This is a genomic window from Mesorhizobium sp. P171375, from assembly GCF_057786075.1.
The window spans coordinates 5,169,066-5,194,742 of record NZ_JBYNWF010000001.1 but is presented as its reverse complement, the minus strand read 5'-3'; the positions used below and the strand labels follow the sequence as shown (position 1 = coordinate 5,194,742).

Below are 25,677 nucleotides of genomic sequence, written 5' to 3'. Positions count from 1 at the left end.
CCGAATTGCAGATCAGATACATTGCGACTTCGATGCCGGCAGCAGGGGACGTTCAGTCGACCGCTTCGCAGGCGCCTTCGGCGGAAAGTCGGCGCATCATGAATGATGTGGCCGCGGCCAGGACCACGGCGATGTCGGCGCTGAACAACGACCGCTTCCGCGTCATGCTGGAGCAGATCACCGATCCCGGCGCATCGGGTACGCTGATGACCATGGGCGGCGGCGCCGGCAGCACCAGCACGGATTTCAAGACGGCGCTGTCGCGCTACACTGAAAACAGCGAATAATTCCAGATCGATATCAGGCTCGGCTGCGGCGACGTTCGCGGCGGGCTTCGCTGGTCTCGGCGGTGTTTTCCGTCGCCACCTTGTTGCGCATCGGGCCGATGCGTTCGACGATTGCCGCGACAGTCGGGCGATCTGCCTTGGTGTGCGCGTCGAGCGCCTTGCGCATGGCGGCAAGGTGCTGGAATGAGGTGCCGCAGCAGCCGCCGACGATCTTGGCGCCGGCATCGACCGCCAGCCTGACATAGTCTGCCATCAGTTCCGGCGTGCCGGAATAGTGGATCTCGGTGCCGCGGAATTCCGGGATGCCGCAATTGCCCTTGACGATGATCGTCGCCTCCGGCTTGGCCTCGGTCATGTCGAGCAGCGACGCCAGGATGTCGGAGGCGCCGACACCGCAATTGGCGCCAACGCCGAGCGGGTTTTGCGACAGCCCATCGACGACGCCATGAATATCCCTGGGCAACAGCCCCATCATGGTGCGGCCGGCAGTGTCGAAGGAGCCGGTATAGGTATAGGGCAGGCCGACGCGGATGGCGGCTTCGGCGGCAGCGCGGATTTCGTCCGGCGCCGACATGGTTTCGATCCAGGCGACTTCGGCGCCGCCTTCCTTGAGACCCTCGATCTGTTCGGCGAAGGCCTCGACCGCCTCGTCATAGGTCATGGCGCCGAGCGGCACCAGAAGCTCGCCGGTCGGGCCGACCGAGCCCGCCACGATGACTTTCCGGCCGGCCTTGTCGGCGACAGCGCGGGCGATCTCGGCGGCGCGCTTGTTCAGCGCATGCACGCGGTCCTGCGCATGATGCAGCTTCAGCCGGTGGCGGGTGCCGCCGAAGGAGTTGGTGAGGATGATGTCGGCGCCGGCATCGACGAAATTCTGGTGCAGGCTGGTGATGGTGTCAGGCGCTGTCTCGTTGAGCAGCTCGGGCGCTTCGCCGGCCTCCAGACCCATGGCGAACAGATTGGTGCCGGTGGCGCCGTCGGCCAGCAGCACGCCCTTTTCGGCCAGCAATGCGTCGATGGGATTGGTCGCGGTCATCGGATCGGCTTTCAAATCTTCGAATGGAATAAGGATATAAAGAAGTCTTTATGTCCAGTCAATGTGTTTGCGGCCCGCGGTCGCCGCGCTGCGAACCTTTCGATAGCGTCTCAGTTTGAATTTCGGCTACTGGCGGAGCGTTGCCATTGGTCTCGCCGATCGGATCGAGCAAGGAGCGCAATTTGCACCGCTTCAGGCAGCGCGTGCTTTCACTCATTCCGCAGGCCTGCCTTGCGCAAGTTCTCGCGAAAATGTTCCAAGTCACTTGAATTCTTGTATGGCGCCATGTCCGAGGTCGTTCTCATCGTGATTGTGGCTCGTGGCTCCAGCCGCAAAACGTTCTTAATGGCTTGGTGCGCTTCGTCTTCACTCCCTAAAGCCGCGTAGCTCGCTGCCAGGTATAAGTGTTGGTATACGGTGTCGAGGGTTCGTAGACCTTCCAACGCCGCAATCGCTTCATGATATCTGCGAACGTCGTAGTAAATCTGGCCAATCTGTAGAATGTACCACTCGGGGCAGTGAGGGTTGAGACGCATGGCTTTTTGCGCCGTCTCAAGGCCTTCCTGTGCCTTCCCGCAATAGCTTAGGCAGGAACCAAAATCCATCAGCACGTCGGCATCATTTGGATTGAGGTCAAGGGCGCGTTGATACTCGATGATAGCGCGTTCGTATTGTCCGCAAAATAGGCAATGCCCTGCGAGCGCATAGTACCCCCATGCCTCGGCGTCGTCGCGTTCGATCGCCAAATTGGCGTATTTCAGGCCATTTGCCAGTGAGACGTCGGCGTTATCGCTCCACCCGTCGTTGGCGTCGATCATGTACGTCCAAGCAAGCTTCGCAAACGCTTTCCCAAACTTCGGATCGAGTTCGCCCGCCTTCTCAAAGAGTTCGCGGGCACGCAAGTTGTCCTCTTTTGTGAAACGGTTGAGAGACTCCATGCCGCGCACGAAATAGTCTAGGGCTTCAAAGTTCCGTGTGCCCGCTGCCTCTGGCCGCTCGCGCCAGACCTTTAACAGTCGCCCGCCATAGGCGGTGGCGAGACTGCCAACAATCCTTTCGGTCACGTCGTCTTGTACGGCAAAGATGTCATTAATGCCCCGGTCATAGCGTTCTGCCCAAAGGTGCCGCCCAGTCTTGCCGTCAATGAGCTGGGCCGTAATCCGGACGCGGTCCTTCGACCTCTGTACGCTGCCCTCAAGGATATAGCGGGCACCCAGCTCTCGGCTGGCATCCTGGATCTTTATGGCTTTGCCCTTGTAGGCGAACGTCGAATTGCTCGCGATGACGAAAAGATCGCGAAACCGCGACAATCCGGTGATGACGTTCTCTGTGATCCCATCCGCAAAGTAGTCCTGCTGACGGTCGTCGCTCATATTGACGAACGGCAGCAAAGCGATGGAGGGCTTGTCAGAAAGCGAGGTCGGCGAAGTGGGGGGCGCGCCGGGGCCGTCGAGACGCACCGCGTAAGCTCGCACGGGGCGCTCAATATTTTTAAGTATCTGCTCACCGTTGTCGTCGAATTGCAGGTCAAGCCGGTTTCCGAGGTGATCTCGCACCGTGCCTGAAACTATGACACCTCCAACGGGAGCGATGCCTTCGAGCCTCGCGGCCACGTTCACGCCATCACCGAACAGATCGTCATCCTCGACGATTACGTCGCCGAGGTTGATCCCAATGCGGAATTGTATCTTTCGGTCCTCGGACAAGTCTGCGTTGCGACCCGACATGGCCCGCTGGATGTCGACGGCACAGGCCACGGCGTTCACGACACTTGGAAACTCGGCGAGGACACCATCGCCCGTCGTTTTGAAAATACGGCCTTTGTGCTCGGCGATCTTCGGGTCGACCAACCCGGCCCGGATTTCCTTCAGTGGGTCAAGCGTGCCGACCTCATCCTTGCCAATGAGCCGAGTGTACCCCGCCACGTCAGCGGCAAAGATGGCCGCGAGGCGGCGTTGGACGCGTCCTTCGGGCATGTAGTGCATTGCCTTCAAGAGCAACAGGACAAGGATTGTACGAGCGACCGCCGACCGAGTCCACGAGCCGGAACGTCGAGTATGGGTCGTCGTATCTGGAATTCAAACTGAGACACTTGCCCCCTTTCCGGGGCGTTGACGATCAGGCAGAACCCGACGGGAACCACGCGCCGGCCAGATTGCGCGCGAAGGCGGCTGCTTCGTGCGGGTTGACGTCGGCGGCGCGGATCAGATTGTCGAAATGCCGGGTCAGCGCCTGCACCGGCTGGGTGGCATTCAGCACCACATACATGTCGCCGACATAGATGGCGGCGCGATAGGGGCCGAAGATGGTCAGCGGGATCGAGTAGCGCATGCGGCCGTCATAGAGAAACAGGCGGAAGGTCGGGTAGAGATCGTCAAGCAGCGTCGCCATATGGGCGAGCTGCTGCCGCCGGTCTGCCTCAGGAAAGCGATCCCAGACGCCGAGGCCGCGGGCAAAAATCTCCAGCGTGTGGCGCGGCATGCAGACCTCCATATCGGTCTCCGGGCGCCTGTTATACTCGATGCGGTACTGGGTCTCGCTGGCCTGCGCTAGACGGCTGCGGTTGGTGATGTTGGCTTCGTAGTCGACCAGCTGGCGTGTGCGCAGGAGGTCGGGAATGCCGGCCGGCACATAGCGGATCTTGGTGCCCGCGGCTTCCGCAAACCATTTGGCCAAGAGCGTGCGGTCGAAACCGTCGGGCGCCTCCTCGATCTCCAGGCTTTCGCGGATTTCGCCGGTGACGCCTTCGTCCTGGCTCAGCCCAAGCAGCCAATCCAGAGACACTTTGAATTCGGCGGCGATGTTGAGCAGCGTTTCGGCGCGCGGCAGCCGCGTCGAAGCGCCGGACATCAGTTGCGACAGCGCCGACCGATCGATGCCGACCGCTGACGCGAAGGCCGACTGGTTAAGGTCGGATCGTGTCAGGAGCAGCTTCAGACGCTCCCGAAAGATGGCTGACAGATCTCGTTTGTCCACTGTTCGTTCTCTAGGCTATTTGAGGAAAAAATTGCGCCAGAGCCGTCGAATCAGGGCTCCAGGCGTAAATGAATCCCTAAGGTTGTTTACAATGTATAACATGTGCGGTCAAAAATGCGCAGTCGCAACATTTTGTACACTTTGTCTCGTTGAGTGGAATCGCTTCTCCTGACACTATGCTGTCAGGAACCAATTGGGGCTCCGGCGACTGAAGGACAGTGGTCGATAGCATGGCAGGCAAGAGCATCAAGCGACGCAACGCAGCGGCCATCGAATGGCCGACCGTGGTCCTCGCTTTCTTCTGTTACGGAACATGGCTTGGCGTCGGTCTGCTGTTCTGGCCCTCTTATCCGATCCTGGCTCTCATTCTCCTCGGCTTCATCCTGGCCCTGCAGTCGTCAATCATGCACGAAGTGCTGCATGGCCATCCGACGCGCAGCGCGCTGATCAATGAAGCCTTCGTCTTCCTGCCGATCGGCCTGGTCTGGCCGTTCCGTCGCTTCAAGACGCTTCACTTGCGCCACCACGCCGACGAGCGACTGACCGATCCGCTCGACGATCCCGAGAGCTATTACCAGGCGCTGTGGATGCATGACGATCTGCCGCCGACGATGAAATTCCTGCTCAAGATCAACAACACCATGGTCGGCCGTTTCTTTCTCGGCCCCTGGCTGTCCTGCATCGGTTTCTTCATCGACGACGCCAAGCACATGATTGCCGGTGACAAGGTGATCGGCAAGGCATGGCTGCTGCATGCGATCGGTCTCGCCATCGTGCTGCCGGTCGTGCAGTTCGGCTTCGGCATCCCCGTATGGCTCTACATCCTGGTGCCGGTCTGGCTCGGCCAGTCGCTGATTGCTGTCCGCACCTTCGCCGAGCATCAGTGGTCCGAGCATCCCGAGGGACGCACGGTGATCATCGAGCGCTCGCCGCTGTCGTTCCTTTTCCTCAACAACAATCTGCACTTCGTCCATCACAAGACCCCGACGGTGGCCTGGTACAAGCTGCCGAAGCTGTTTCGCGACCGCCGCGACGAGTGGCTGCGGATGAACAATGGCTATGCCTACCCGAATTATTTTGCGCTGATCAAAGCCTACGCCTTCAAGGCCAAGGAGCCGATCGTTCACCCGGTGCTGCGCCGCCAGGCCGAGCCGGGCAGGGCGTTCAAGCCGCGCGTCAGGGCGCGCAGTATTAGCGGGCTCGGCAGCGCGCCGGTTCCCGCCGAGCCGCCCAAGGAATAATTTCGGGGCATCCGAGGCGCAGTGTCGGCCAATTCTGATTGGACGCCGCGTTTTTGCGATCCTTTCCTGAGGCATGATGATTGAGTGTCGGCATGAGTGACTTGGTTGCGGCTTTGCCGATGTATGACTGGCCCGAATTGCGCGACGAGGTCGACGCGCAATGGGCCGGGTTGCGCGAGGCTTTCAGGCAAAAAGGCATCGATGCGCCGCAGGCTATCGTGCGCCGCAATGGCGACCTGCCGCAGGTGCCGGGCGGCATCCACGACGCCGAGGGCAGACTGATCGCGCCCGATCCGGTAACGCTGCCGCCGAACGAACTCGACTATCACCAGCTCTGGCTGCATCCGGCGCTGCTGTTCGCGCAGACCTGCTGGGGGCCGATGGAGCTGGGCCTATCCAGGCAGGTGCAGGTGGTCGGGCAGCCGAGCTACGACGCTTACGAGGGCGGTCAGGGCGAACTCTATTCGAGCGCGCTGGTGATGCGGACGGGCGAGGGGCCACAGGTTCGGTCGCCTGCGGACGGCAAAGCCTTGCTGCCGCTCGATCTCATGCGTGGCAAGCGCTTCACCTTCAACAGTCTCGATTCGATGTCGGGCGTCATTGCGCTGATGCGAGACCTGCAAGCGGCCGGCGAAAGTCTCGATATCTTTTCGTCGCGCAGCGAGAGTGGCGGCCATCGCGGTTCGATCGTCGCGGTTGCCGAGGGCAGGGCGGATATCGCCGCGATCGATTGTGAGAGCTGGGCGCTGGCGCAGCGTTTCGAGTCAGCGGCACGCAAGGTCGCTGTTGTCGGCTGGACGGCGCGGCGCAAAGGTTTGCCATACATCACTGCCAGGATGACGCCGAAAAAAACAGTCAGGGCGCTGCGCGAAGCCCTGGCCGGTCTAGCCGAGCAGCCTCGCATCCAACGGGTAGGTTGAAAGCTGCTCGTTGCCGGTCGCGGTGATCAGGATCTGCTCCTCGATCTTGACACCCTCATGGCCGCCAAGCCTGCCGATATAGCTTTCCACGCACAGCACCATGCCCGGCTCCAGCACGCCGTCGGGCGTGCCCGGCGTCCAGTCGCTGGCATGCGGCAGGGTCGGATATTCGTCGGCCAGACCAACGCCGTGATAGAGCACGCCGTATCGGGTCGGGAAGCAATCTCCCGGAGGCACCACGGAGCGTTCGACCAGGTCACGGAAGGAGATGCCGGGCTGCATCAGTTGCGTGTTGTGGGCGATCTGGTCGGCCGCGATGCGGAAGAGGTCACGCTGCTCGTTCGACGGCCTTTCGTCGCCGCAAAGGAAGGTGCGTGAGAGATCGGCGCAGAAGCCGTAGGGGCCGATCAGATCGGTGTCGAAGGCGACGAGGTCACCTGCTTCGATGACGCGTGACGAGCATTCCTGGAACCATGGATTGGTGCGCGGCCCCGACGCGAGCAGCCGGGTTTCGATCCATTCGCCGCCGCGCGCAATGTTGCCGCGATGCAGCTCGGCCCAGAGTTCGTTTTCGGAAATGCCCGGCTTCAGCGCCTTCTCCATCTCGCCCATCGCCGCCTCGCACGCGACGATGGCGCGGCGCATGGCGAGGATCTCGTCGGGCGACTTGATCAGCCGCGCGTTTTCCATCACCGCTTCGCCATTGCCGATGGCAATACCAAGCCGAGCGAGTTCCTCGACGCCTTCCGGATTGATGTGGTCGACGGCGATGCGGCTGTTGCCGCCGCCATGTTCCCTGACCAGATCGGCGATGCCGGCGGCCCAGCGGCGGACCTTCTGTTCGGTCAACTCGCCGCCGTAGAGATACATCCACGACACTGCCGGTCGCACCTCGTCGACGACGCCGGAATGGTCGGAGAGATGCTCGCAGGAGAAATAGTCGAACAGCACCACCGGTCCCTCAGTGGCGACGAAGCAGTGGCGGGTCGGATTGTGCGCCACCCACAGCTGCATGTTGGTCGAATCGGTGGCGTAGCGGATGTTGACGGGGTCGTAGAGCAGGGCGCCGGCATAGCCGCGGCGCTTCAGCTCAGCGCGGATGCGCTCGAGGCGGTATTTACGCATCGCGGGCAGGTCGGGTGCTGCGATGCCTGCCGCTTGCCATTCGGACTCAGCCAGCGCGCCATAGCCCAGCACGTGCTGGTTGAGCGAAGCCGCCTTCTGGCGCGAGGCGTCGCGCAAAGCCTCGACCGAGCCCGGCTCGAACGGCATGATCTTGCGGTGACGACCGAACCCTTGCTTCTCCACCCGAGGCCTCCCTGCCGATGCTATTGTGGCGCCGCGCCTGCCGCGGCCGCCACCTTCTTCAGGCGCGTGACGGTTACAGTGCGGGTGGGCGGGTCGCTGCCGAACAGCATGGGCACGGCCAGCTGCTGCGGCGGGCCATCCGCTGCGTAGCCGGCCTGATCCAGCAATTTGAGGATAGTTTCGACCCCCACCCTGTCGTCTGCCGTGACGAACACCGCCGGCTCTTTCAGCAATTGGCCGAAGTCCGGCAATTCTCCATCGAGGACGACGAGATCGGGGTCGACCAGGCGCAGATTTCCCAACCAGTGCCAGCTCGACACGGTGGTGCGGATCGGTCCGTTTGCCGTCAACTGGCTGTAGAGCGAATTGTAGTCGACGCGCACGATGCTGCCGCGGCTGTCGCCGCCATTGAGGTGCGCGTACCAAGTCACCGGCAGCACCAGGATGGCGAGCGTCGCGCCGACAAAGACGATGATGTCCTGCACTTTCCTACCCTTGTCGCCCCTGGCGTCCATGCGAAGGGCGAGTGCGACAGGCAGCAAGACAAGGATGGGGAGCATCCAGCGATCGCGAAATTCCGTCGCGCCGCTCGCCAGGACGAGCACGATGGTGATGGCAAGGGCAAAGGCGATGGTGCGCCACACCAGTCTTTCGGTCCAGGGGGCCGGTTGCGGGGTCGGCGCGGGCCTCTTCCATGCGATGAGGAAAGCCACTGCGAATATACCGACCGGCAGCAGGGCGAAAAACAGGATCGCCCTGCCCAGTCCGCTTATTCCGTCGAATGCGGTCTGTAACACCCCGCTTTCCCTGGCCGCGCCGAAGAAACCGCCGCTATGCGACAGCAGTTGGTCGGTATGCGTCAGGCTCCAGTAGAGTGTCGGCAGGCAAAGCACCACAGCCACCGCGACACTGATCAAAAACTGGCGATTCAGCACGACGCTGCGTATTTCGCGCAGCGAAAGCGTCGACAGGATCAGCGCGGCGAGGAAAATCACATTGTTGTATTTCGACAGGATCGCGGCAGCGATAGCCACACCGAAAAGCACATAAGCTAAGAGCGATCGGCGTTGCACAAGTTCGACGAGCGCAAGAAACAGCACCACTGAAGAACAGAAGGCGGCAATCGAGTGGGTGAGGGCATGCTGCATCTCCCACACCATCTGCGGAAACAACAACAGGCCGAGCATGGCGGCGGCGCCGGCCCGGCTGGAATAGCCGAGACGGCGGACAGCGATGAAAGCCGACGCCAGCGCCACGCCGATCAGAAGATACTTCACGATCTTGAGCGCAAGTATATTCGTCCCGACCACGCCGGCGACGAGGCGGGCAAGCCACGTATAGAGAGGCGGCTGCGAGCCGCCATAGCCGGCCCAGAGGTAATGCATGTACATCAGCTGTTCGGAATCGTCGACGCCGACGCCGGTTCCAACGATGTGGGACAACAGCGCCATCACCACGATCTGGACAAGGCAATAGACCGCGAGACAGACCAGCGCGGCGTTGAAGGGACCGACCTTGCCTTCGCACAGCCAGTCCGTCCATTTCTCTAGATACTGCAAGGGGATCGTCTTCTCATCGAGGGAAAAGCCTGCGGCCACCGCCGATGGCCCCTTACACGATCTCACACACGCTGTCGCCTTTTTAGGTCCGCATCTTCTCGCCGCTGGGGTCGAAGGGCGCCTCGACATTGATGCGGGCGGAACGCCGATGGCCGAGGATCTCGATCTCGAACAGGCCAGCACTTTCGTCCTCGGCAAGCGCAGCCGGCACATAGCCTTGCGCCATCGATTTCTGCACAGAATGCGCATAGCCGCCCGAGGTGACCCAGCCGACCACCCGCCAGTCGCCATCGACGATGCCGCGCACGGCCGAAGCCCCTTCCGCCGCTTTCGAGCCGCGGACTTCCTTGCCCGCTGTGTCGAAGCGCGGCGCGCCGTAACCATGCGGCTTTTCAACCGTGCCGTAGTCCTTGCTGACCTTGGCCCAGATCGGCTCGTCGCCCATCACATCCGCATCGGTCGCATCGACGATGAACGAGACGCGGCGCAGCTTCGGCCCTTCCGCCTGTTCCTTGGCGGCGGCCTCGCGGCCGATGAAGTCGTTCTTCTCGAGCTTGATGAAGCGGTCCATCGAGCCTTCGAACGGCCCGTAGATCGGGCGCAGCTCGCGGAACCAGGTCGGGAAGTTCTTTTCCAGGCGCATGGAGAGCAAAGCGCGCATACCGAAATCGACCAGGCCGAACTCCTCGCCGGCGTCCTTGATGGCCTTGTAGACCAGACGCTGATAGGCCGGCGCCATCCAGATCTCGTAGCCGAGATCGCCGGTATAGGTGATGCGGTTGACCATGCAAGGCGCGCCGCCGACCGCCATCTCGCGGAAATCCATGAAGCGGAAGGCCTTGGTCGAGATGTCGACATCGACCAGCTTCTGCAAGAGGTCGCGCGATTTTGGACCGGCGATCGAGAGACCGACCAGCGTCTGGTCGAAGCGGTGGATGCGCACCGAACCGTCCTTCGGCAAATGCTTTTCGAACCAGCGCATATGGTATTTCTGCGCGGCGGACGAACCCCAGATCATGAAGCGGTCTTCACCGGCCTTGGCGATGGTGAAGTCGCCGATCAGCTTGCCGAACTCGTTGATCATCGGCGTCAGCACGATGCGGCCGATCTTCGGCATGCGGTTGGTCATCAGCCGGTTGAGGAAATCCTCCGCCGCAGGCCCCGACACTTCGTATTTGGCGAAGTTGGCGATTTCGGTGACGCCGACCTTCTCACGCGTGGCGCGCACCTCCTCGCCGATCGGGCCGAAATCGTTGGAACGGTGGAAGGAGACGATGTCCTTCGGCACCTTGCCCTTCGGCGCGAACCACAGCGGCGTTTCGAGACCCCAGCTATCGCCCATGACGGCGTTGTTGGCGAGCATGGTGTCGTAGAGCGGCGTCGTCTGCGCCGGGCGAGCCGCCGGCAATTCCTCATTGGGGAAGCGAATGGAGAAGCGGCGCGAATAGTTTTCGCGCACCTTGGCGTTGGTGTAGCGCAGGCCGGCCCACTCGCCGAAGCGGGCGACATCCATGCCCCAGACGTCGAAGCCGGGATCGCCATGCACCATCCAGTTGGACAGTGCGAGGCCGACGCCGCCGCCCTGGCTGAAGCCGGCCATGACGGCGCAGGCGCACCAGAAATTGGTCAGGCCCTGCACCGGTCCGACCAGCGGGTTGCCGTCGAGCGCGAAGGTGAAGGGGCCGTTGATGATCTGCTTGATGCCGGCCTTCTCGATGCCGGGGAAATGCTTGAAGCCGATTTCGAGCGATGGCGCGATGCGGTCGAGATCCGGCGGCAGCAGTTCGTGGCCGAAATCCCACGGCGTGTTGACCGGCGACCACGGCTTGCAGGCCTTTTCATAGGTGCCGAGCAGGATACCGTTGCGCTCCTGGCGGGTGTAGATCTCGCCCTTGAAGTCGAGCACGCCGATCATCTCGCGGCCGGTCGACTTGTTGAATTCCTCGACCTCCGGCATCGGCTCGGTGAGCAGGTACATATGCTCCATCGCCAGCACCGGCAGTTCGACGCCGACCATGCGGCCGATCTCGCGCGCCCACAGCCCGCCGCAATTGACGACATGCTCGGCATGCACCGTGCCCTGCTCGGTGACGACGTTCCAGGTGCCGTCGGGTTGCTGCGTCAGATCAACAACGCGGTTGCGCAGCACGATCTCGGCGCCGAGTTTCTTGGCCGCCTTGGAATAGGCGATGGTGGTGCCGGAGGGGTCGAGATGGCCTTCGACCGGATCCCACATGGCGCCGACGAAATTCGTCTCGTCCATCAGCGGGAACATCGCCTTGGCTTCGGACGGGGTGATCAGTTCGGTGTCCATGCCGAGATAGCGGCCCTTGGCATGGGCCAAGCGCAGAAAATCCATGCGCTCGGGCGTATCGGCCATCATCACGCCGCCGGTCAAATGCAGCGAGCAAGACTGGCCGGAGATCTCCTCGATCTCCTTATACAGCTGGACTGTGTAGGCCTGCAGCTTGGCGACGTTCGGGTCACCGTTCAGCGTGTGGAAGCCGCCCGCCGCATGCCAGGACGAGCCGGAGGTCAGCTCCGAACGCTCGATCAGCATGATGTCGGTCCAGCCGGCCTTGGCCAAATGGTAGAGAACCGAGCAGCCGACGACGCCGCCGCCAATGACAACTGCTTTGACGTGAGATTTCATACAGGTAGATCCGTTTTTGCGTAAATTGAATCAGGTGTTGGTCAGCGGCGTGACATACGCCACGCGGTGTGGCGATCAGAAATCGGTTGGCGCGCCGCCTTCGGAGCGGCGCTTTTCGACGAAGTCGTTGAGCTCTTCGCGGATCGCCGGGTCCATATAGGGTTCTTCGTAGGACGCCAGCCGTTCCTTCCAGACTTTGTTGGCCTTTTCCAGTGCGGTCGGCGAGCCGGCTTCCGCCCAGGTTTCGAAATTGCGCCAGTCGGAGAGGATGGGCGAGTAGAAGGCGTTCTTGTAGCGGTCTTGCGTGTGCTGGGTGCCGAAGAAATGGCCGCCGGGGCCGACAGACTGGATGGCGTCGAAGCCGAGCGCCTCTTCGGAGAGGTCGAGCGGGGTCAGGAACTCCGCCACCATCTGCAACAGGTCGATATCGAGAATGGTTTTTTCGTAGGAGCAGCGCAGGCCGCCTTCGAGCCAGCCGGCGCCGTGCATCATCAGATTGCCGCCGCCCTGGATGGCGCCCCACAGCGAAAACACGCTTTCGTAGGCGGCCTGCGCGTCGACCGTGTTGGCGGCGCAGGTGTTGGAGGTGCGGTAGGGGATCTTGTAGCGGCGGGCAAGCTGGCCGCCGACCAGCTGCGCCTTCATGTATTCGGGTGTGCCGAAGGCCGGTGAACCGGACTTCATGTCGACATTGGAGGTGAAGCCGCCATAGCCGACCGGCGCGCCCTTGCGCACCATCTGGGCGAAGGCGATGCCGGACAGTGCCTCGGCATTCTGCTGCACCAGCGCGCCGGCGATGGTGACCGGCGCCATCGCGCCCGACAGCGTGAAGGGCGTGACGACGACGACCTGGCCCTTGCTCGACATCTGGATGATGCCTTCCATCATCGGCACGTCGAGCTTGAGCGGCGAATTGGTGTTGATGATGGTGAAGACGGACGGCTCTTCCAGCATCTGCTCATGGCTGATGCCGCGCGCGATGCGGGTGATCTCGATGCCGTCGACATTGCGTTCCTTGCCGAGCGAATAGATGTGGAACACCTTGTCGGTCAGCGTGGCGAGGTCGCGGATGCATTCGAGGTGGCGCACCGACGGGTGGATGTCGGTCGGCTCGACCGGATAGCCGCCGGTGCAGTTCAGGATGTTGTGCATCTGCGCCAGGCGCAGGAAGTTGCGGTAGTCCTGCTGGTTGCCCGGGCGGCGGCCTCGATCGAGGTCGGAGCAGTTCGGCGCCGAGGCCATCATCGACAGGATCACATTGTTGCCGCCGAAGCGGACATCGTGCGCCGGGTTGCGGGCATGCAGCGTGAATTCCGACGGGCAGTTCGAGATGAGATCGAGGATCATGTCACTGTCGAAGCGCACGCGCTCGCTGCCCGCGGTCACGTCGGCGCCATGTTCCTTCATGATGCGACGGGCTTCGTCATGCAGCACGTCGACGCCGATTTCCCTCAAGACGCGCAGCGAGGCGAGGTGGATCGATTCCAGCTCGTCGTCGGAGACCAGCTTGGTCGGCGTCAGCGGGTTTCTCAATTGCCGGAAAGCCGGCTGTTCGAAGGCGGCCGAGCCGCCGGCGCGCTTGCCCGCACGGCCGCCGCGACGAGCGCGATCGGTTGCCAAAGGCGGTTCGGCTGGGTGCAGGGCGGCGGTCATGATGGTCCTCGTACGATGCGGGTAGCGGGCGGCATAATGGACCGGCCGCTGTCCGGCCATTGCGGAGGCGGCGACCACTAGGACGAGGGAAGCGACATACCGGAACGGCAGTTTGCGACAGATAGGACGCGTCCACTGGCCCTTGGCGCAAGGGGATTTCGGCGGCGGCCCTTCCTTTCGCGAATTCGAACCGCTAGCTCATGGTTTGCCGCTGAATGGTCCGGCAGTTCACTTGGAAAGCAGCATGGCCGCGACCGGTTCGAGCGATGGCGAAGCGGGGACGCAATGGGCAGCGCTTGCCGGTGTCACCGCGGCGCTTGCCATGTTTGGTGCTGCGCAAGGCTTGAGCTACCCGCTGTTTACGCTCTTGATGCAGCGGCAAGGCATGTCGCCGGCGCTGATCGGCCTTTCGGCGGCGATGATGCCGGTCGGCCTTATCCTGTCGGCGTCCTTCGTGCCGGCCGCGGTGCGGCTGTTCGATGGGCGCGGTCGGCTACGGCGTCTACACCATGGCGCTGGTCGAACTCGGCAGCCGCTTCAAGGGAACGGTGCTGGTCGCCGGCAACGCCGCCTTCGCCTTGATGTGGGGCGCTGACGGCATTGTCGGCCCGCCCGGCGCCGGCGCGCTGATGCAATTCATCGGTCCGCTCGGCCTGCCGGTGGTCATCGCCGGCCTCGACGCACTGCTGGTGAGCTTCGCGCTCTACCGATCCTTCAAGCGCCAAAACGCCTGACGGGGGTTGTCTGGAGCAGGGGCTAACCCAATCAGTCTCGATGACCCGACGTCACCATCTTGAATAAAACCGCCTGGGACGCGATGTAGGCAGGGCCGCCCGCCAATAGCTTGGAGACCATGCGTGACCCAATCGACGACAAAACGCCAGACCGAGACCGCCGCCGAGGATAATTTCCTCTGGCTGGAAGATCGGACCAGCAAGCAATCGCTCGACTGGGTGCATCGCCAGAACGAGGTCACGGTCGGCGAACTGCAGGGCGATCCGTCCTATCAGCCGGCGTTCGAGACAGCGCTCGACCTGATGACGGCCGAAGACAACATCGCGGTGGGTGCCGCGCTCAACGGCCATGTCTATAATTTCTGGCAGGACAAGACCAATGTGCTCGGCCTCTGGCGCCGCACGACGGTCGTCTCCTACAAGACCGAAAAGCCGGATTGGGAGACGATCATCGACTTCGACGTGCTGTCGGCCAAGGAGGGCGTGAAGTGGGTGTTCAGCGGCGCCAGCCGGCTCTATCCCGACTTCAATCTATGCCTGGTGGCGATGTCGCCGGATGGCGGCGATGCCAGCGAGATGCGCGAATTCGACATTGAAGCCAAATCCTTCGTCGAGGGCGGCTTCCGGGCTCCCGCCTCCAAATCCGGTTTTTCCTGGCTGGACAAGGATACCGTCCTTGTCTCGGCCGCCATCGAGGAAGAGGACAAAACCCAGTCCGGCTATCCGCGCGTCGTCAAGCTGTGGAAGCGCGGCACCCGCCTGGAAGACGCGACGCCGACCTTCGAGGCGGAGAAGCAGGATCTCGCGGCCGGCGTCGGGGTCGAATATGACGGCGATAGGCAGTATCTGTTTCTGGCCCGCGCGATCGCCTTCTTCTCCTCGCACAGTTTCCTGCGCCTGCCATCGGGCGAAAACCGGCGCATTCCGCTGCCGGACGATGTCACCGATACGGCACTGTTCAAGGGTCGGTTTGTGTTCAGCGTGCGCAGCCCGTGGACGGCGCCTGACGGTACCGAGTGCCAACCTGACGGGCTCTATTCCCTGGATTTCGAACGCTGGATCGACACCGGCGATTTGGGACCTATCGAAACCATGCTTGCGCCGGCGCACCGCGTGTCCATCGCAGGCATTGCCCGCACGCAGGACCGGCTGTTCATCAACCTGATGGACAATGTGCGCGGCAAGGTCATCGTCGCCGAGCGCAGTAGGGAAGGCTGGTCGCTCAAGCCGGTCGCGCTGCCCGAAAACGGCAATGTCGGCATCGCACACGCCGAGCATTTCGGCTCCAGCGTTTCCTTCTCCTTCACCGATTTCCTGACGCCGAGCTCGATCATCTGGTCGGACGACGATGGTGAGACGCTGACCACCGTGAAGTCGCAGCCGGCGCGTTTCGATGCCTCGCCGCTGATTTCCGAACAGTTCGAGGCGCGGTCGAAGGACGGTACCATGATCCCGTATTTCGTCGTCAGGCGCCGCGACCAGAAGGGTCCGGTACCGACGCTGCTTTACGGCTATGGCGGCTTCGAAGTGCCGCTGCTGCCAGGCTATGCCGGCGTGCGCGGCAGGCTGTGGCTGGAAAAGGGCAATGCCTATGTGCAGGCCTGCATCCGCGGCGGCGGCGAGTTCGGACCGGCCTGGCACCAGGCGGCACTGAAGGGCAATCGCCAGACTGCCTTCGACGATTTCGCCGCGGTGGCTAAGGATGTCGTCAAACGCGGCATCGCCACGGCCGGCTCGCTCGGCATCCAGGGCGGTTCGAATGGCGGCTTGCTCACCGGTGTTTCGCTGACGCAGCACCCCGAACTGTTCGGCGCCGTTATCATCGAGGTGCCGCTGCTCGACATGCTGCGCTACACCGACCTGCCGCCCGGTGCCTCGTGGATGGGCGAATATGGCGATCCGTCGAAACCGGAAGAGGCCAGGTGGCTGGGCGCCTATTCACCATACCAGCATGTCTCAGGCGATGCCGCCTATCCGCCGGTGCTGTTGACGACGTCGACCGCCGACGACCGCGTCCATCCCGGCCATGCTCGCAAGATGGCGGCGCGGCTTCAGGAAGCTGGGCACGACAGGACTTTGTTCTTCGAGGAGACCGAGGGCGGCCATGGCGGGCGCGGCGACCGCCGGCCACAGGCTGCACAAACGGCGATGAAATATGTCTTCCTGCAAAGGGCGTTGTCCGCCAAGGCCTAGACCCCTCGTGGGCCAAGCAAAGGGTGGTTCACCTCGACCAGCCTTTGCTCTAAGGTGCGGCCATGGCTCTCGTCAGGATCTTGGTTAGCGCCTTTGGGGCTCGCGTATTTCGGGTCGCGGTGACGCCGTCGCCGCGCACGCTGCGCGCCGAGCTTTTGCGGCTGTGCGCCCGCATCGGTTATTCACCACCTGCCGTCCTCTGACGAATTCGCCCCGGCATCGCCGGAATGATTTCAGAGGAAAGACCCAGACATGACCTATCAGAATTATTCGCTGAAGCAGCTTCAGCAGATCGACGCCGCGCATCATCTGCATCCGTTCACCGACCACAAGGAATTGCGAGAGGCCGGCTCGCGCATCATCACCCATGCCAACGGTCCGTTCATCTACGATGCCGAGGGTACGGAAATCCTCGACGGCATGGCCGGGCTGTGGTGCGTCAATGTCGGCTATGGCCGTGACGAGCTGGCCGACGCTGCTTACGCGCAGATGAAGGAATTGCCCTACTACAACTCCTTCTTCAAATGCTCGACGCCGACGCCGGTGCTGTTGTCGAAGAAGCTGGCCGAACTGGCGCCCAAGGGCGTCGCCCAGGTATTCTACGGCTCCTCTGGCTCGGAGGCCAACGACACGGCGCTGCGGCTCGTGCGCCACTACTGGGCGCTGGAGGGCAAGCCGGAGAAGAACCGCATCATCTCGCGCAAGATGGGCTATCACGGCTCGACAATCGCCGGCACCTCGCTGGGCGGCATGGACCTGATGCACAAGCAGCTCGGTGGGGCCGTTCCCAACATCGTCCATGTGATGATGCCCTATGCCTATGAGCTGGCTCTGCCTGGCGAAAGCGACCATGATTTCGGCCTTCGCGCCGCCAAGGCGGTCGAGGACGCCATCCTCGAAGCCGGCGCCGACAAGGTTGCCGCGTTCATTGGCGAACCGGTGATGGGAGCAGGTGGGGTAAAAATCCCACCGATGAGCTACTGGCCGGAAGTGCAGCGCATCTGCCGCAAATACGATGTGCTGCTGATGCTGGACGAGGTCATCACCGGCTATGGCCGCACCGGCGAATGGTTCGCCGCGCAGACCTTCGGCATCGAGCCCGACACCATCACCACGGCCAAGGCGCTGACGTCGGGGTACCAGCCGCTTTCGGCACTGCTGGTCGGCGACCGCATCGCAGCGACACTGGTCGAAAAGGGCGGCGAGTTCTATCACGGCTATACCTATTCGGGTCACCCGGTGGCCTGCGCGGTGGCGCTGAAGAACCTGGAAATCATGGAGCGGGAAGGTCTGGTCGACCGCGTCAAGAACGACACCGGACCTTACTTCGCCCAGGCGCTGCAGGAGCGCATTGCCGGCCACGAGCTGGTCGGCGAGGTGCGTTCGATCGGGCTGATGGGGGCGATCGAGATCGTCAAGAACAGAGCGACCAAGGAACGCTTCCTGCCGGCGGGCAGTGCCGCCGTTACCGTCCGTGACCACGCCATCGCGCAAGGCATGATGCTGCGCGCCACCGGCGACACAATGATCCTGTCGCCGCCGCTGATCTGGACACGCGAGACGATCGACATGGCTTGCGAACGCATCGCCAGGGCGCTCGATCTGGCGCTGGCGGATTTGCGCAAGAAATAGGCGAATCGATCGCAGGGGCGCGCTGCGATCAGGGCGCCCCTGGCAACTTCGTGATGTCAGGGAACGATAGCCGCCGTCACGCGTAGTGTTCTCAGCCGGCAGGATCGGCTGCAGTTGAGGGGTTCATGAAAAAGATCACGAAGACACTGCGCACGCGAGGAGCGGGCGCCATAAGAGCCGACCTGATGCTGGCGCCATTGGTGATGGCCATGCGCCTGCCTCTGATGGCAGCCGACGCACAAAACGGCAGAGGCCTTGGCTCCGAGACTGCACGCGCCATCAATGAGAAAGCCACGGCTGTTGCCGAAGGTGCATTTGCCGCGCAAATGGCGCTGTTCCAATCGGCGGCGCGCTTCTGGCCGGAGGTTTTTTCCGGCCGCACGCCGTCGCTGTTCAATGGCATAGCCGTGGAACGGTCGATCAGTGCGGCGCTGAAGCCTGCCAGCCGCGCGGTGAAGGCGAATTTTCGTCGCCTTTCGTCAAAGGACTGATTGAGGCTTCGCGCCCGATGACATCTTCTGTCCGATCTGGTGGCGGCGAAAACCGGTTTCCGGTTTTATTGCGCCTACGCTAGACTCCCATGCGGCATATGGCCGATGGGGGGACATGATGGCCGTACAACCGCTCAACCAGCCCGCTGAAATTCCGCCCGAACTCGACCGTTGGAACTGGGGCGCGTTTTTCCTCAACTGGATTTGGGGCATCGCCAACAACACGTTCATCGCGCTGCTGATGTTCGTCCCTCTGGTCAACATCGTCATGCTCTTCGTGCTGGGCGCCAAGGGCAGCCGCTGGGCGTGGCAGAATGTGTCCTGGCGCGATGCCGAGCATTTTCGCAGGGTGCAACGCAACTGGGCGATTGCCGGGCTCAGCCTGTTCGCGGTCTCGCTTGTCAGTATCGCCGCCGTGGCCCTCGTCGTTCCTCGCATGATGAAGAACAGCGACGCCTACCGGCTGACCATGGAGACGGTGCGCGCCGATGACCGCGTCAAGGCCGCGCTGGGTGAAGATATTGACGCCGGCTATTGGGTGGTCGGCAGCGTCCAGGTCGTCGGAGACGGCTCGGGCGACGCCCAGCTCAGCGTTCCCGTCCATGGCAGCTATGGATGGGGCTGGGTGATGTCGCATGCCGTGCGCAGCGCGGGAAAATGGAACCTGCGCCTGCTTGTCGTCATGGCCGGAGGGGCGCCAATCGTGCTGGTTGACGAGGATCACATCGGCAGTCCAGGTGCGGCAACCAAAATATAATCGGACGACGCAGCAATAGTTCCTAGAAACGCAAAAACCGCGCCCCATCGGGAACGCGGCTTTGCCAGATACGCATGGCGTTTCGCCAACAAAACACTTGCGAAACTTACGGGCTCCGGTACGCGAGACCTGATCCGGAGCGCCGGGCGGATGCGATATGTCCGCCTCGCCATCCGTTGTATAGGCACATCGTTACCGTCGGGTTATCGAGAGCTTAAGCAAATCTAAATTTGCAATTTTTCCAATACGAGAAAAATCGATAAAAACGCTGCAAAATTCGAAACTTATAGAGAATTGCCGCGCAGGAAATTTATGATCCCGGAAAAATCGGCGCCGCCATTTCCCTGCGCGTTGAACAGCGCATAAAGCTGGGCTGCTTCGGCCCCCATCGGCGTCACCGCGCCGGCACTTTGGGCAGCCTCCTGCGACAGTTTCAGGTCCTTCAGCATGAGTGCCGCGGCAAAGCCCGGCTTGTAATCCCTGTTGGCCGGCGATGCCGGCACCGGGCCGGGCACCGGGCAGTAGGTGGTCAGCGACCAGCACTGGCCCGACGAGGTCGAGGCGACGTCGAACAGCGCCTGATGCGAGAGGCCCAGTTTTTCGGCCAGCACGAAGGCCTCGGCAACGCCGATCATCGAAATGCCGAGCATCATGTTGTTGCAGATTTTTGCCGCCTGGCCGGCACCGTCGTCGCCGCAATGGACAATGCGGCCGGCCATCGGTTTCAGGATCGGTTCAGCGGCAGCAAAAGCTTCGGTCGACCCGCCGGCCATGAAGGTGAGGGTGCCCGCGGCAGCTCCGCCGGTGCCGCCGGAGACGGGGGCATCGATCGAATGCAGACCGTGCTTCTTTGCAGCGGCATGGGCCTTGCGGGCTGATTCGACGTCGATGGTCGAGGAATCGATGAACAGCGCGCCTTGCTTGGCCTTGGGCGCGATGTCCTCGTAAACCGAGAGCACATGCTTGCCGGCCGGCAACATGGTGATGACGACATCGGCGTCTTTCACCGCGGCAACAGCATTGGCCATGACGGTGACACCATGCTCGCGCGCTACCGCAAGATTCTCCGGCATCAGGTCGAAGCCGTTCACAACATGCCCCGCCTTGACCAGATTGGCGGCCATTGGATTGCCCATATTGCCGAGGCCGATGAAGGCGATCGTCGTCATTATCTCTCTCCCGGTATTGCTGGCTTCAGCGGCCGATCAACGCACGCGCGATGATGACGCGCATGATCTCGTTGGTGCCTTCGAGGATCTGGTGCACGCGCAGGTCGCGCACCAGCTTTTCGATGCCGTAATCGTGCAGATAGCCGTAGCCGCCATGCAGCTGCAGCGCCTCGTTCGCGACGTTGAAGCCGATATCGGTGACGAAGCGCTTGGCCATGGCCGACCATTTGCCGGCATCCGGCGCCTTGCGGTCGAGTCTCGAGGCGGCGGCGTAGAGGAAAATGCGGGCCGCCTGCAGCTCGGTCTCCATGTCGGCCAGCCTGAACTGCAACGCCTGGAACTGGTTGATCTTTGAGCCGAAGGCCTTGCGCTCGGCGGTATAGGCCAGCGCCTTGTCGAGCGCCGACTGCGCGCCGCCGAGCGAGCAGGCGGCAATGTTGAGGCGGCCGCCGTCGAGCCCGGCCATGGCAATGCCGAAACCGGCGCCTTCGCCGGACAGCAGGTCTGCCGCCGGCACCTTGCAGTCTTCAAAAATGACCTGGCGGGTCGACTGCATGTGCCAGCCCATCTTGTGCTCATTGGCGCCGAAGGAAAGGCCGGGCGCATCCTTGGGCATGACGAAGGTGGAAATACCCTTGGGACCGTCGGCGCCGGTGCGCGCCATCACGACATAGAGGTCGCTGTCGCCGGCGCCTGAAATGAACTGCTTGGCGCCGTTCAGCACATAGTCGTCGCCGCTCTTCACCGCGCGCGTTTTCAGCGCCGCCGCGTCGGAACCCGAGCCGGGCTCGGTCAAGCAATAACTTGCCAGCCATTCCATCGAGGTCAGCTTCGGCAGGAAGCGCTGGCGCTGCTCGTCGCTGCCGAAGCGGTCGATCATCGAGGCCGCCATGTTGTGGATGGAGATGAAGGAGGAAAACGCCGGATCGGCGTGCGCCAGAGCCTCGAAGATCAGCACGGCGTCGAGCCGGCCGAGCGCCGAACCGCCGACATCGTCCCTGACATAGATGCCGCCGAGGCCAAGCGGGCCGGTCTCGCGGATCACATCGGCGGGAAAGTGTTTTGCCCGGTCCCATTCGAGTGCATTGGGCGCGACGCGATCGGCGGCGAAGGCCTGCGCCATCTCCTGGATGGCGCGCTGCTCCTCGTTGAGTTCGAACTGGCTGGTGCTCGCATCGACCGCGGCGTCCATGGCGTGCTCCCTGTGTTTCCCCTTGCTGGGGGTTGGCTTGCTGGCCTGTTGTTTTTGGCTTTGCGCGCCGCCCAATCTAGACCAATGATGGCGCCGCGCAACCCGGCCTGCCGCGCAGCCGCTGTGCATGAATGGATCAACGGAGCATTGCGTGCCGACATATCTCAGTGAGCTGCTCGACCGTTTCCACGGCTATCTCCGAGGCGTGGACAATGCACTGGTGCGGGACGCTGTCGCCCGAATCGACTGGACAATGCCGGCCCGTGCGCTCGAACCGCATCCGCTGCCTTGCCTTTCTCAACTCGACCTCATCGCCGAACTGGCGCCGCCGGATGCGCAGCCTCTGGTGCAGCTGCTGGCGGAGCGCCGCAACGATCTGTATTGGGGGCAGACCTACAATGCGGCGGATTTCGGCTCGGCGTTCCTGCAGAAATACGGCTGGCTGGAGGTTTTTGGGCTACGCGGCCATTTCGCCAACGACGAGGTCGCGGCCGGCCTGCTGATCCTCGGACCTGATATCACTTATCCCGATCATCATCACGTTGCCGAGGAGATCTACATTCCGCTTACCGGCGGTACCGAATGGCGCATGGGCGAGGGCGGCTTTCACGTCCGCGAGGCAGGCGAGGTGATCCACCACGCCTCCAATGTCAGCCATGCCATGCGCACCGGCGACGAGCCGCTGCTGGCGCTCTACATCTGGCGCGGCGGGCCGCTGGCGCAGAAGTCGACCATTCCCGGCGCGCAGGGCAGGGGCTGAGCCATGGCCAAAGCGATCATGCTGCAAGGCACGGGCTCGGATGTCGGCAAGACCGTGCTGGTTGCCGGGCTCTGCCGCGCCGCAAAAAAACGCGGACTGAAGGTCAGGCCGTTCAAGCCGCAGAACATGTCGAACAATGCCGCCGTCGCCGACATTCCCGGCGACAACCGCGCCGGCGGCGGCGAGATTGGCCGTGGGCAATGGCTGCAAGCGCTGGCCTGTGGTGTTCAGCCGACCGTGCATATGAATCCGGTGCTGCTCAAACCCCAGAGCGACATCGGTTCGCAGGTGATCGTGCAGGGCAAGGTGTTCGGCGAGGCGCGAGCGCGCGACTACCAGGCGATGAAAGCGGGGCTGATGGACGCCGTACTGGACTCCTGGGGCAAGGTCGGTGAGGGCGCCGATCTGGTCATCGTCGAGGGCGCCGGCTCGCCGGCCGAGATCAATCTGAGAAACCGCGACATCGCCAATATGGGCTTTGCCACGCGCGCCAATGTGCCGGTCATCCTGGTCGGCGACATCGACCGCGGCGGCGTCATCGCTTCGGTCGCCGGCACGCATCTGATCCTGCCGGAAGAGGATCGCCGGATGATCGTCGGCTACCTCATCAACAAGTTTCGCGGCGATGTCTCGCTGTTCGACGACGGCATCAGGGCGATCGACAACTTCACCGGCTGGCGCTGTTTCGGCGTCGTGCCGTGGCTGAAGGCAGCGGCGCGGCTGCCGTCGGAGGATTCGGTTGTGCTCGAACGCCTGGCCTCCGGCGAGAAGCGGGCGTTGAAAGTCGCGGTGCCGATGCTTGGCCGCATCGCCAATTTCGACGATCTCGACCCGCTCAAGGCCGAACCGCAGGTCGAAGTGGTGTTCGTGCCGCCGGGAAAGAAACTGCCGGAAGATGCCGGGCTTGTGGTCATTCCCGGCTCGAAATCGACGATCGGCGACCTCCTGAAATTTCGCGAGAATGGCTGGGATCGCGATCTCCTCGCCCACCGCAAGCGCGGCGGCCACGTCGTCGGCATATGCGGCGGCTTCCAGATGCTGGGTCGCATGGTGCGCGACCCCGCCGGCATCGAAGGCAGCGTGACCGAGGCGGAAGGGCTCGGCCTGCTCGACATCGAGACGGTGATGGAACCGGAAAAGACGGTGCGCAATGTCAGCGCCCGCTCGGTGCCGTTCGGCCTGCCGCTCGAGGGTTACGAAATCCATCTCGGCCGCACCACCGGGCCCGATATGGCGCGGCCATCCGCAGTGATCAACGACATCGATGACGGCGCCATTTCCGCTGACGGCAAGGTGTCGGGCACCTATCTGCACGGCCTGTTTTCCGCCGACGCCTTCCGGGCAAGATTCCTGGAGAGCCTCGGCGTCAAAGGCGGCGGCATCGACTATCGCGCCGAGGTGGAAAAGGCCCTGGACGAGGTCGCAGCTGAGCTGGAGAGGCATCTCGACTGCGATGCCATTTTCGGGCTGGCCCGTTAGCCGGCTTCACCCGCCTTCGGCCAATATGTTCCGAACGACCAGACATTGCCTTCCGGATCGCGGCAGATGAATTCGCGGCTGCCATAGTCGCGGTCGGTCAGTTCCTGAATGATCGTGGCGCCGGCCTTTTTGGCCCTGGCATGGGCGGCATCGGCATCGTCGACGGCGACATAGATCGACTTGCCGCCGCCGGAACCGGGCTCACCGACCATCTTGCCGTAGTCGTCGCTGCGCGCTGTACCCAGCATGATCATCGAGGAGCCGAACACCAACTCGGCATGGTGCACGATGTCGCCCTCGCCATAGCGGGCGCGGACCTCGAAGCCGAAGGCCGCGCACAGCCAGTCGATCATTTTTCCTGCATTCTTGTAGCGCAGCGCGGGGTAGAGCCGGGGTGCTTCAGCGGTGGCTGGCATGAAAATCTCCTTCAATCGGGTTGGTCGATAACCCACTCTGTTCGAAGGCCGCTCGCCCGTCTTGAAGAAATGTTACCTCAGCGCTGTGGGGGGATCGCCGGCGAGTTGGCGAAAGTCGCGCACCAGATGCGCCTGGTCGGCATAGCCGCAATCGGCGGCGATATCGGCCCAGTCGCTTTGGTCCTGCCGAGACAGGCCGAGCGCCCGGTTGAAACGCACGATGCGCGACAGCGTCTTGGGGCCGATGCCGGTCGCATTGGAGAACTTGCCGGCAAGATGTTTGCGGCTCCAGCTCAGTTTCTCGGCGATGGTTGAAATGCGGGTCCGGCCGCCAGATGTGACGATGCGGTCGTAGGCCCAGGCAATTTCAGGCGACGTATCGGCGGCATGCCCGAGACGGGTGGCGACGAAGGCCTCCGCAAGGTCGAAACGCGCCGCCCAGTCCGGCGCGTTGCCAAGCCGTTCACGCAACGCCATGCCCTCGGCGCCAAGCACATCGTCGAGCACGACCATGCTGTCGGTCAGCTCGCTCATCGGGAGGCCGAAGAAGCGGCGGGCGCCGAGCGGGGTGAAGTTGATCTGCACGCAGCAGGCGGCGCCAAAGGATTCGATGATTACAGGGCCGGCAAACAGGCCGGCGGCGAAACTGGCGAAACGGTCATTGTCGCCGGGATTGCGGCCGAGGCCGATGGCGAAGGGTTCGGCGAAGCTGACCACCAGCGGCACAGTCAGCGATGCGTATTCGATGTTGCGGAAATGGCCGGGCGCGGTTTCGCGATAGCCGCAAATGTCCGACACAATGCCCTCGAGCGCGGGCGGCGGAGCCCGCCGGCGCATCTCGAACCGCCCGGCGATGGAGAGGTCCTGTTCCTTGCGGCGCTGCATCTCGATCGGCATTGGCCATCCTTTGCCGATCAAATCTAGCAGACGCCCTGATCTGAATCAAAACGGGCCGAGAGCAAAAGCGCCCGGCTTTTGGCCGGGCGCTTCGGTTGCCTGAGATATGCGTGCTTAGGCGCCGCGCATCATGCAGCCGGCGGCAAGCACGATGTAGGCGATGAGCATAATCCAGACCGATGCCAAGGGAATAAACGCAAGAACGCCAAGTGCGGCGAGAACGCCGATGATGGCGATGACAAGGGAAATAATGAAAATAAGCTGAGTGGGTGCACTAAGATTCATGTGTGGTCCCTCCAACATGATTCGTACGGCTACATTCTA

The 25,677-nt window shown here is 62.7% G+C and carries 21 protein-coding genes and 1 pseudogene; 10 read left to right on the top strand and 12 right to left on the bottom strand.

Features of this window, described 5'->3' with window-relative positions; genetic code table 11:
- Positions 1–98: 98 nt before the first annotated feature.
- Entirely contained in the window at positions 99–287 is a 189-nt protein-coding gene (locus tag ACYHH6_RS25335) for a hypothetical protein (RefSeq protein ID WP_352587984.1), read from the top strand.
- Between the two features lie 13 nt (positions 288–300).
- On the opposite strand, the gene bmt is transcribed toward ACYHH6_RS25335, so the two are convergent.
- The 3 genes from bmt to ACYHH6_RS25320 all read right to left on the bottom strand — a co-directional run bounded on the left by bmt (position 301) and on the right by ACYHH6_RS25320 (position 4,299).
- On the bottom strand, positions 301–1,323 hold the full coding sequence (gene bmt / locus ACYHH6_RS25330; protein ID WP_352587987.1) for a betaine--homocysteine S-methyltransferase: 1,023 nt from the start codon (positions 1,321–1,323) through the stop codon (positions 301–303).
- Positions 1,324–1,532: 209 nt separating this feature from the next.
- Positions 1,533–3,299, bottom strand: a complete 1,767-nt coding sequence (locus ACYHH6_RS25325; protein WP_352587990.1) for an adenylate/guanylate cyclase domain-containing protein — start codon at positions 3,297–3,299, stop codon at positions 1,533–1,535.
- Positions 3,300–3,441: 142 nt separating this feature from the next.
- Complete coding sequence (locus ACYHH6_RS25320; RefSeq protein ID WP_352587993.1) at positions 3,442–4,299, bottom strand: helix-turn-helix domain-containing protein; 858 nt, start codon at positions 4,297–4,299, stop codon at positions 3,442–3,444.
- A gap of 230 nt (positions 4,300–4,529) precedes the next feature.
- Between ACYHH6_RS25320 and ACYHH6_RS25315 the strand changes: the two genes are divergently transcribed.
- Both ACYHH6_RS25315 and ACYHH6_RS25310 read left to right on the top strand, forming a co-directional pair.
- Positions 4,530–5,540 carry a fatty acid desaturase gene (locus ACYHH6_RS25315; RefSeq protein ID WP_352587996.1) on the top strand — a complete coding sequence of 337 codons (1,011 nt, stop codon included), beginning with the start codon at positions 4,530–4,532 and terminating at the stop codon, positions 5,538–5,540.
- 92 nt (positions 5,541–5,632) lie between these two features.
- The gene (locus ACYHH6_RS25310) at positions 5,633–6,460 is read left to right on the top strand and encodes a phosphate/phosphite/phosphonate ABC transporter substrate-binding protein (protein WP_352587999.1); all 828 of its coding nucleotides are present in this window, start codon (positions 5,633–5,635) and stop codon (positions 6,458–6,460) included.
- Here ACYHH6_RS25310 and ACYHH6_RS25305 read toward each other — a convergent pair.
- The 4 genes from ACYHH6_RS25305 to ACYHH6_RS25290 all read right to left on the bottom strand — a co-directional run bounded on the left by ACYHH6_RS25305 (position 6,425) and on the right by ACYHH6_RS25290 (position 13,633).
- A complete protein-coding gene (locus ACYHH6_RS25305) occupies positions 6,425–7,732 on the bottom strand; it encodes a M24 family metallopeptidase (RefSeq protein WP_352588222.1) in 1,308 nt (435 codons plus the stop codon). The genes ACYHH6_RS25310 and ACYHH6_RS25305 overlap by 36 nt on opposite strands.
- A gap of 56 nt (positions 7,733–7,788) precedes the next feature.
- Positions 7,789–9,366, bottom strand: coding sequence for an ArnT family glycosyltransferase (locus ACYHH6_RS25300; RefSeq protein ID WP_352588002.1), 1,578 nt, complete (start codon positions 9,364–9,366; stop codon positions 7,789–7,791).
- Between the two features lie 43 nt (positions 9,367–9,409).
- Positions 9,410–11,980: a GcvT family protein gene (locus ACYHH6_RS25295; protein ID WP_352588005.1), complete on the bottom strand. Its 2,571-nt coding sequence runs from the start codon at positions 11,978–11,980 to the stop codon at positions 9,410–9,412.
- 75 nt (positions 11,981–12,055) lie between these two features.
- Positions 12,056–13,633, bottom strand: a complete 1,578-nt coding sequence (locus tag ACYHH6_RS25290; protein ID WP_352588008.1) for a trimethylamine methyltransferase family protein — start codon at positions 13,631–13,633, stop codon at positions 12,056–12,058.
- A 244-nt stretch (positions 13,634–13,877) separates the two neighbouring features.
- Between ACYHH6_RS25290 and ACYHH6_RS25285 the strand changes: the two are divergent.
- The 5 genes and pseudogenes from ACYHH6_RS25285 to ACYHH6_RS25265 all read left to right on the top strand — a co-directional run bounded on the left by ACYHH6_RS25285 (position 13,878) and on the right by ACYHH6_RS25265 (position 19,440).
- Positions 13,878–14,367, top strand: a pseudogene (locus tag ACYHH6_RS25285) (hypothetical protein).
- A gap of 123 nt (positions 14,368–14,490) precedes the next feature.
- Complete coding sequence (locus tag ACYHH6_RS25280; RefSeq protein WP_352588011.1) at positions 14,491–16,560, top strand: prolyl oligopeptidase family serine peptidase; 2,070 nt, start codon at positions 14,491–14,493, stop codon at positions 16,558–16,560.
- Between the two features lie 252 nt (positions 16,561–16,812).
- A complete protein-coding gene (locus ACYHH6_RS25275) occupies positions 16,813–18,192 on the top strand; it encodes an aspartate aminotransferase family protein (RefSeq protein WP_352588013.1) in 1,380 nt (459 codons plus the stop codon).
- A 125-nt stretch (positions 18,193–18,317) separates the two neighbouring features.
- Positions 18,318–18,683 carry a hypothetical protein gene (locus ACYHH6_RS25270; RefSeq protein WP_352588016.1) on the top strand — a complete coding sequence of 122 codons (366 nt, stop codon included), beginning with the start codon at positions 18,318–18,320 and terminating at the stop codon, positions 18,681–18,683.
- A gap of 115 nt (positions 18,684–18,798) precedes the next feature.
- The gene (locus ACYHH6_RS25265; RefSeq protein WP_488500480.1) at positions 18,799–19,440 is read left to right on the top strand and encodes a cytochrome c oxidase assembly factor Coa1 family protein; all 642 of its coding nucleotides are present in this window, start codon (positions 18,799–18,801) and stop codon (positions 19,438–19,440) included.
- A gap of 284 nt (positions 19,441–19,724) precedes the next feature.
- On the opposite strand, the gene mmsB is transcribed toward ACYHH6_RS25265, so the two are convergent.
- Both mmsB and ACYHH6_RS25255 read right to left on the bottom strand, forming a co-directional pair.
- A complete protein-coding gene (mmsB, locus tag ACYHH6_RS25260; protein ID WP_352588021.1) occupies positions 19,725–20,609 on the bottom strand; it encodes a 3-hydroxyisobutyrate dehydrogenase in 885 nt (294 codons plus the stop codon).
- Positions 20,610–20,634: 25 nt separating this feature from the next.
- Positions 20,635–21,801 (bottom strand): isobutyryl-CoA dehydrogenase, encoded by a 1,167-nt coding sequence (locus ACYHH6_RS25255; RefSeq protein WP_352588023.1) that lies wholly within the window; start codon positions 21,799–21,801, stop codon positions 20,635–20,637.
- A gap of 127 nt (positions 21,802–21,928) precedes the next feature.
- Between ACYHH6_RS25255 and ACYHH6_RS25250 the strand changes: the two genes are divergently transcribed.
- Both ACYHH6_RS25250 and ACYHH6_RS25245 read left to right on the top strand, forming a co-directional pair.
- A complete protein-coding gene (locus tag ACYHH6_RS25250) occupies positions 21,929–22,561 on the top strand; it encodes a dimethylsulfonioproprionate lyase family protein (protein WP_435053383.1) in 633 nt (210 codons plus the stop codon).
- A 3-nt stretch (positions 22,562–22,564) separates the two neighbouring features.
- On the top strand, positions 22,565–24,040 hold the full coding sequence (locus ACYHH6_RS25245) for a cobyric acid synthase (protein ID WP_352588028.1): 1,476 nt from the start codon (positions 22,565–22,567) through the stop codon (positions 24,038–24,040).
- Here ACYHH6_RS25245 and ACYHH6_RS25240 read toward each other — a convergent pair.
- The 3 genes from ACYHH6_RS25240 to ACYHH6_RS25230 form a co-directional block, all read right to left on the bottom strand.
- The gene (locus ACYHH6_RS25240) at positions 24,037–24,456 is read right to left on the bottom strand and encodes a VOC family protein (protein WP_352588031.1); all 420 of its coding nucleotides are present in this window, start codon (positions 24,454–24,456) and stop codon (positions 24,037–24,039) included. The two genes, ACYHH6_RS25245 and ACYHH6_RS25240, sit on opposite strands and share 4 nt — an antisense overlap.
- A gap of 72 nt (positions 24,457–24,528) precedes the next feature.
- A complete protein-coding gene (locus ACYHH6_RS25235; protein WP_352588033.1) occupies positions 24,529–25,353 on the bottom strand; it encodes a helix-turn-helix domain-containing protein in 825 nt (274 codons plus the stop codon).
- 114 nt (positions 25,354–25,467) lie between these two features.
- Positions 25,468–25,638, bottom strand: coding sequence for a hypothetical protein (locus tag ACYHH6_RS25230; protein ID WP_112565466.1), 171 nt, complete (start codon positions 25,636–25,638; stop codon positions 25,468–25,470).
- Between the last annotated feature and the right edge of the window lie 39 nt (positions 25,639–25,677).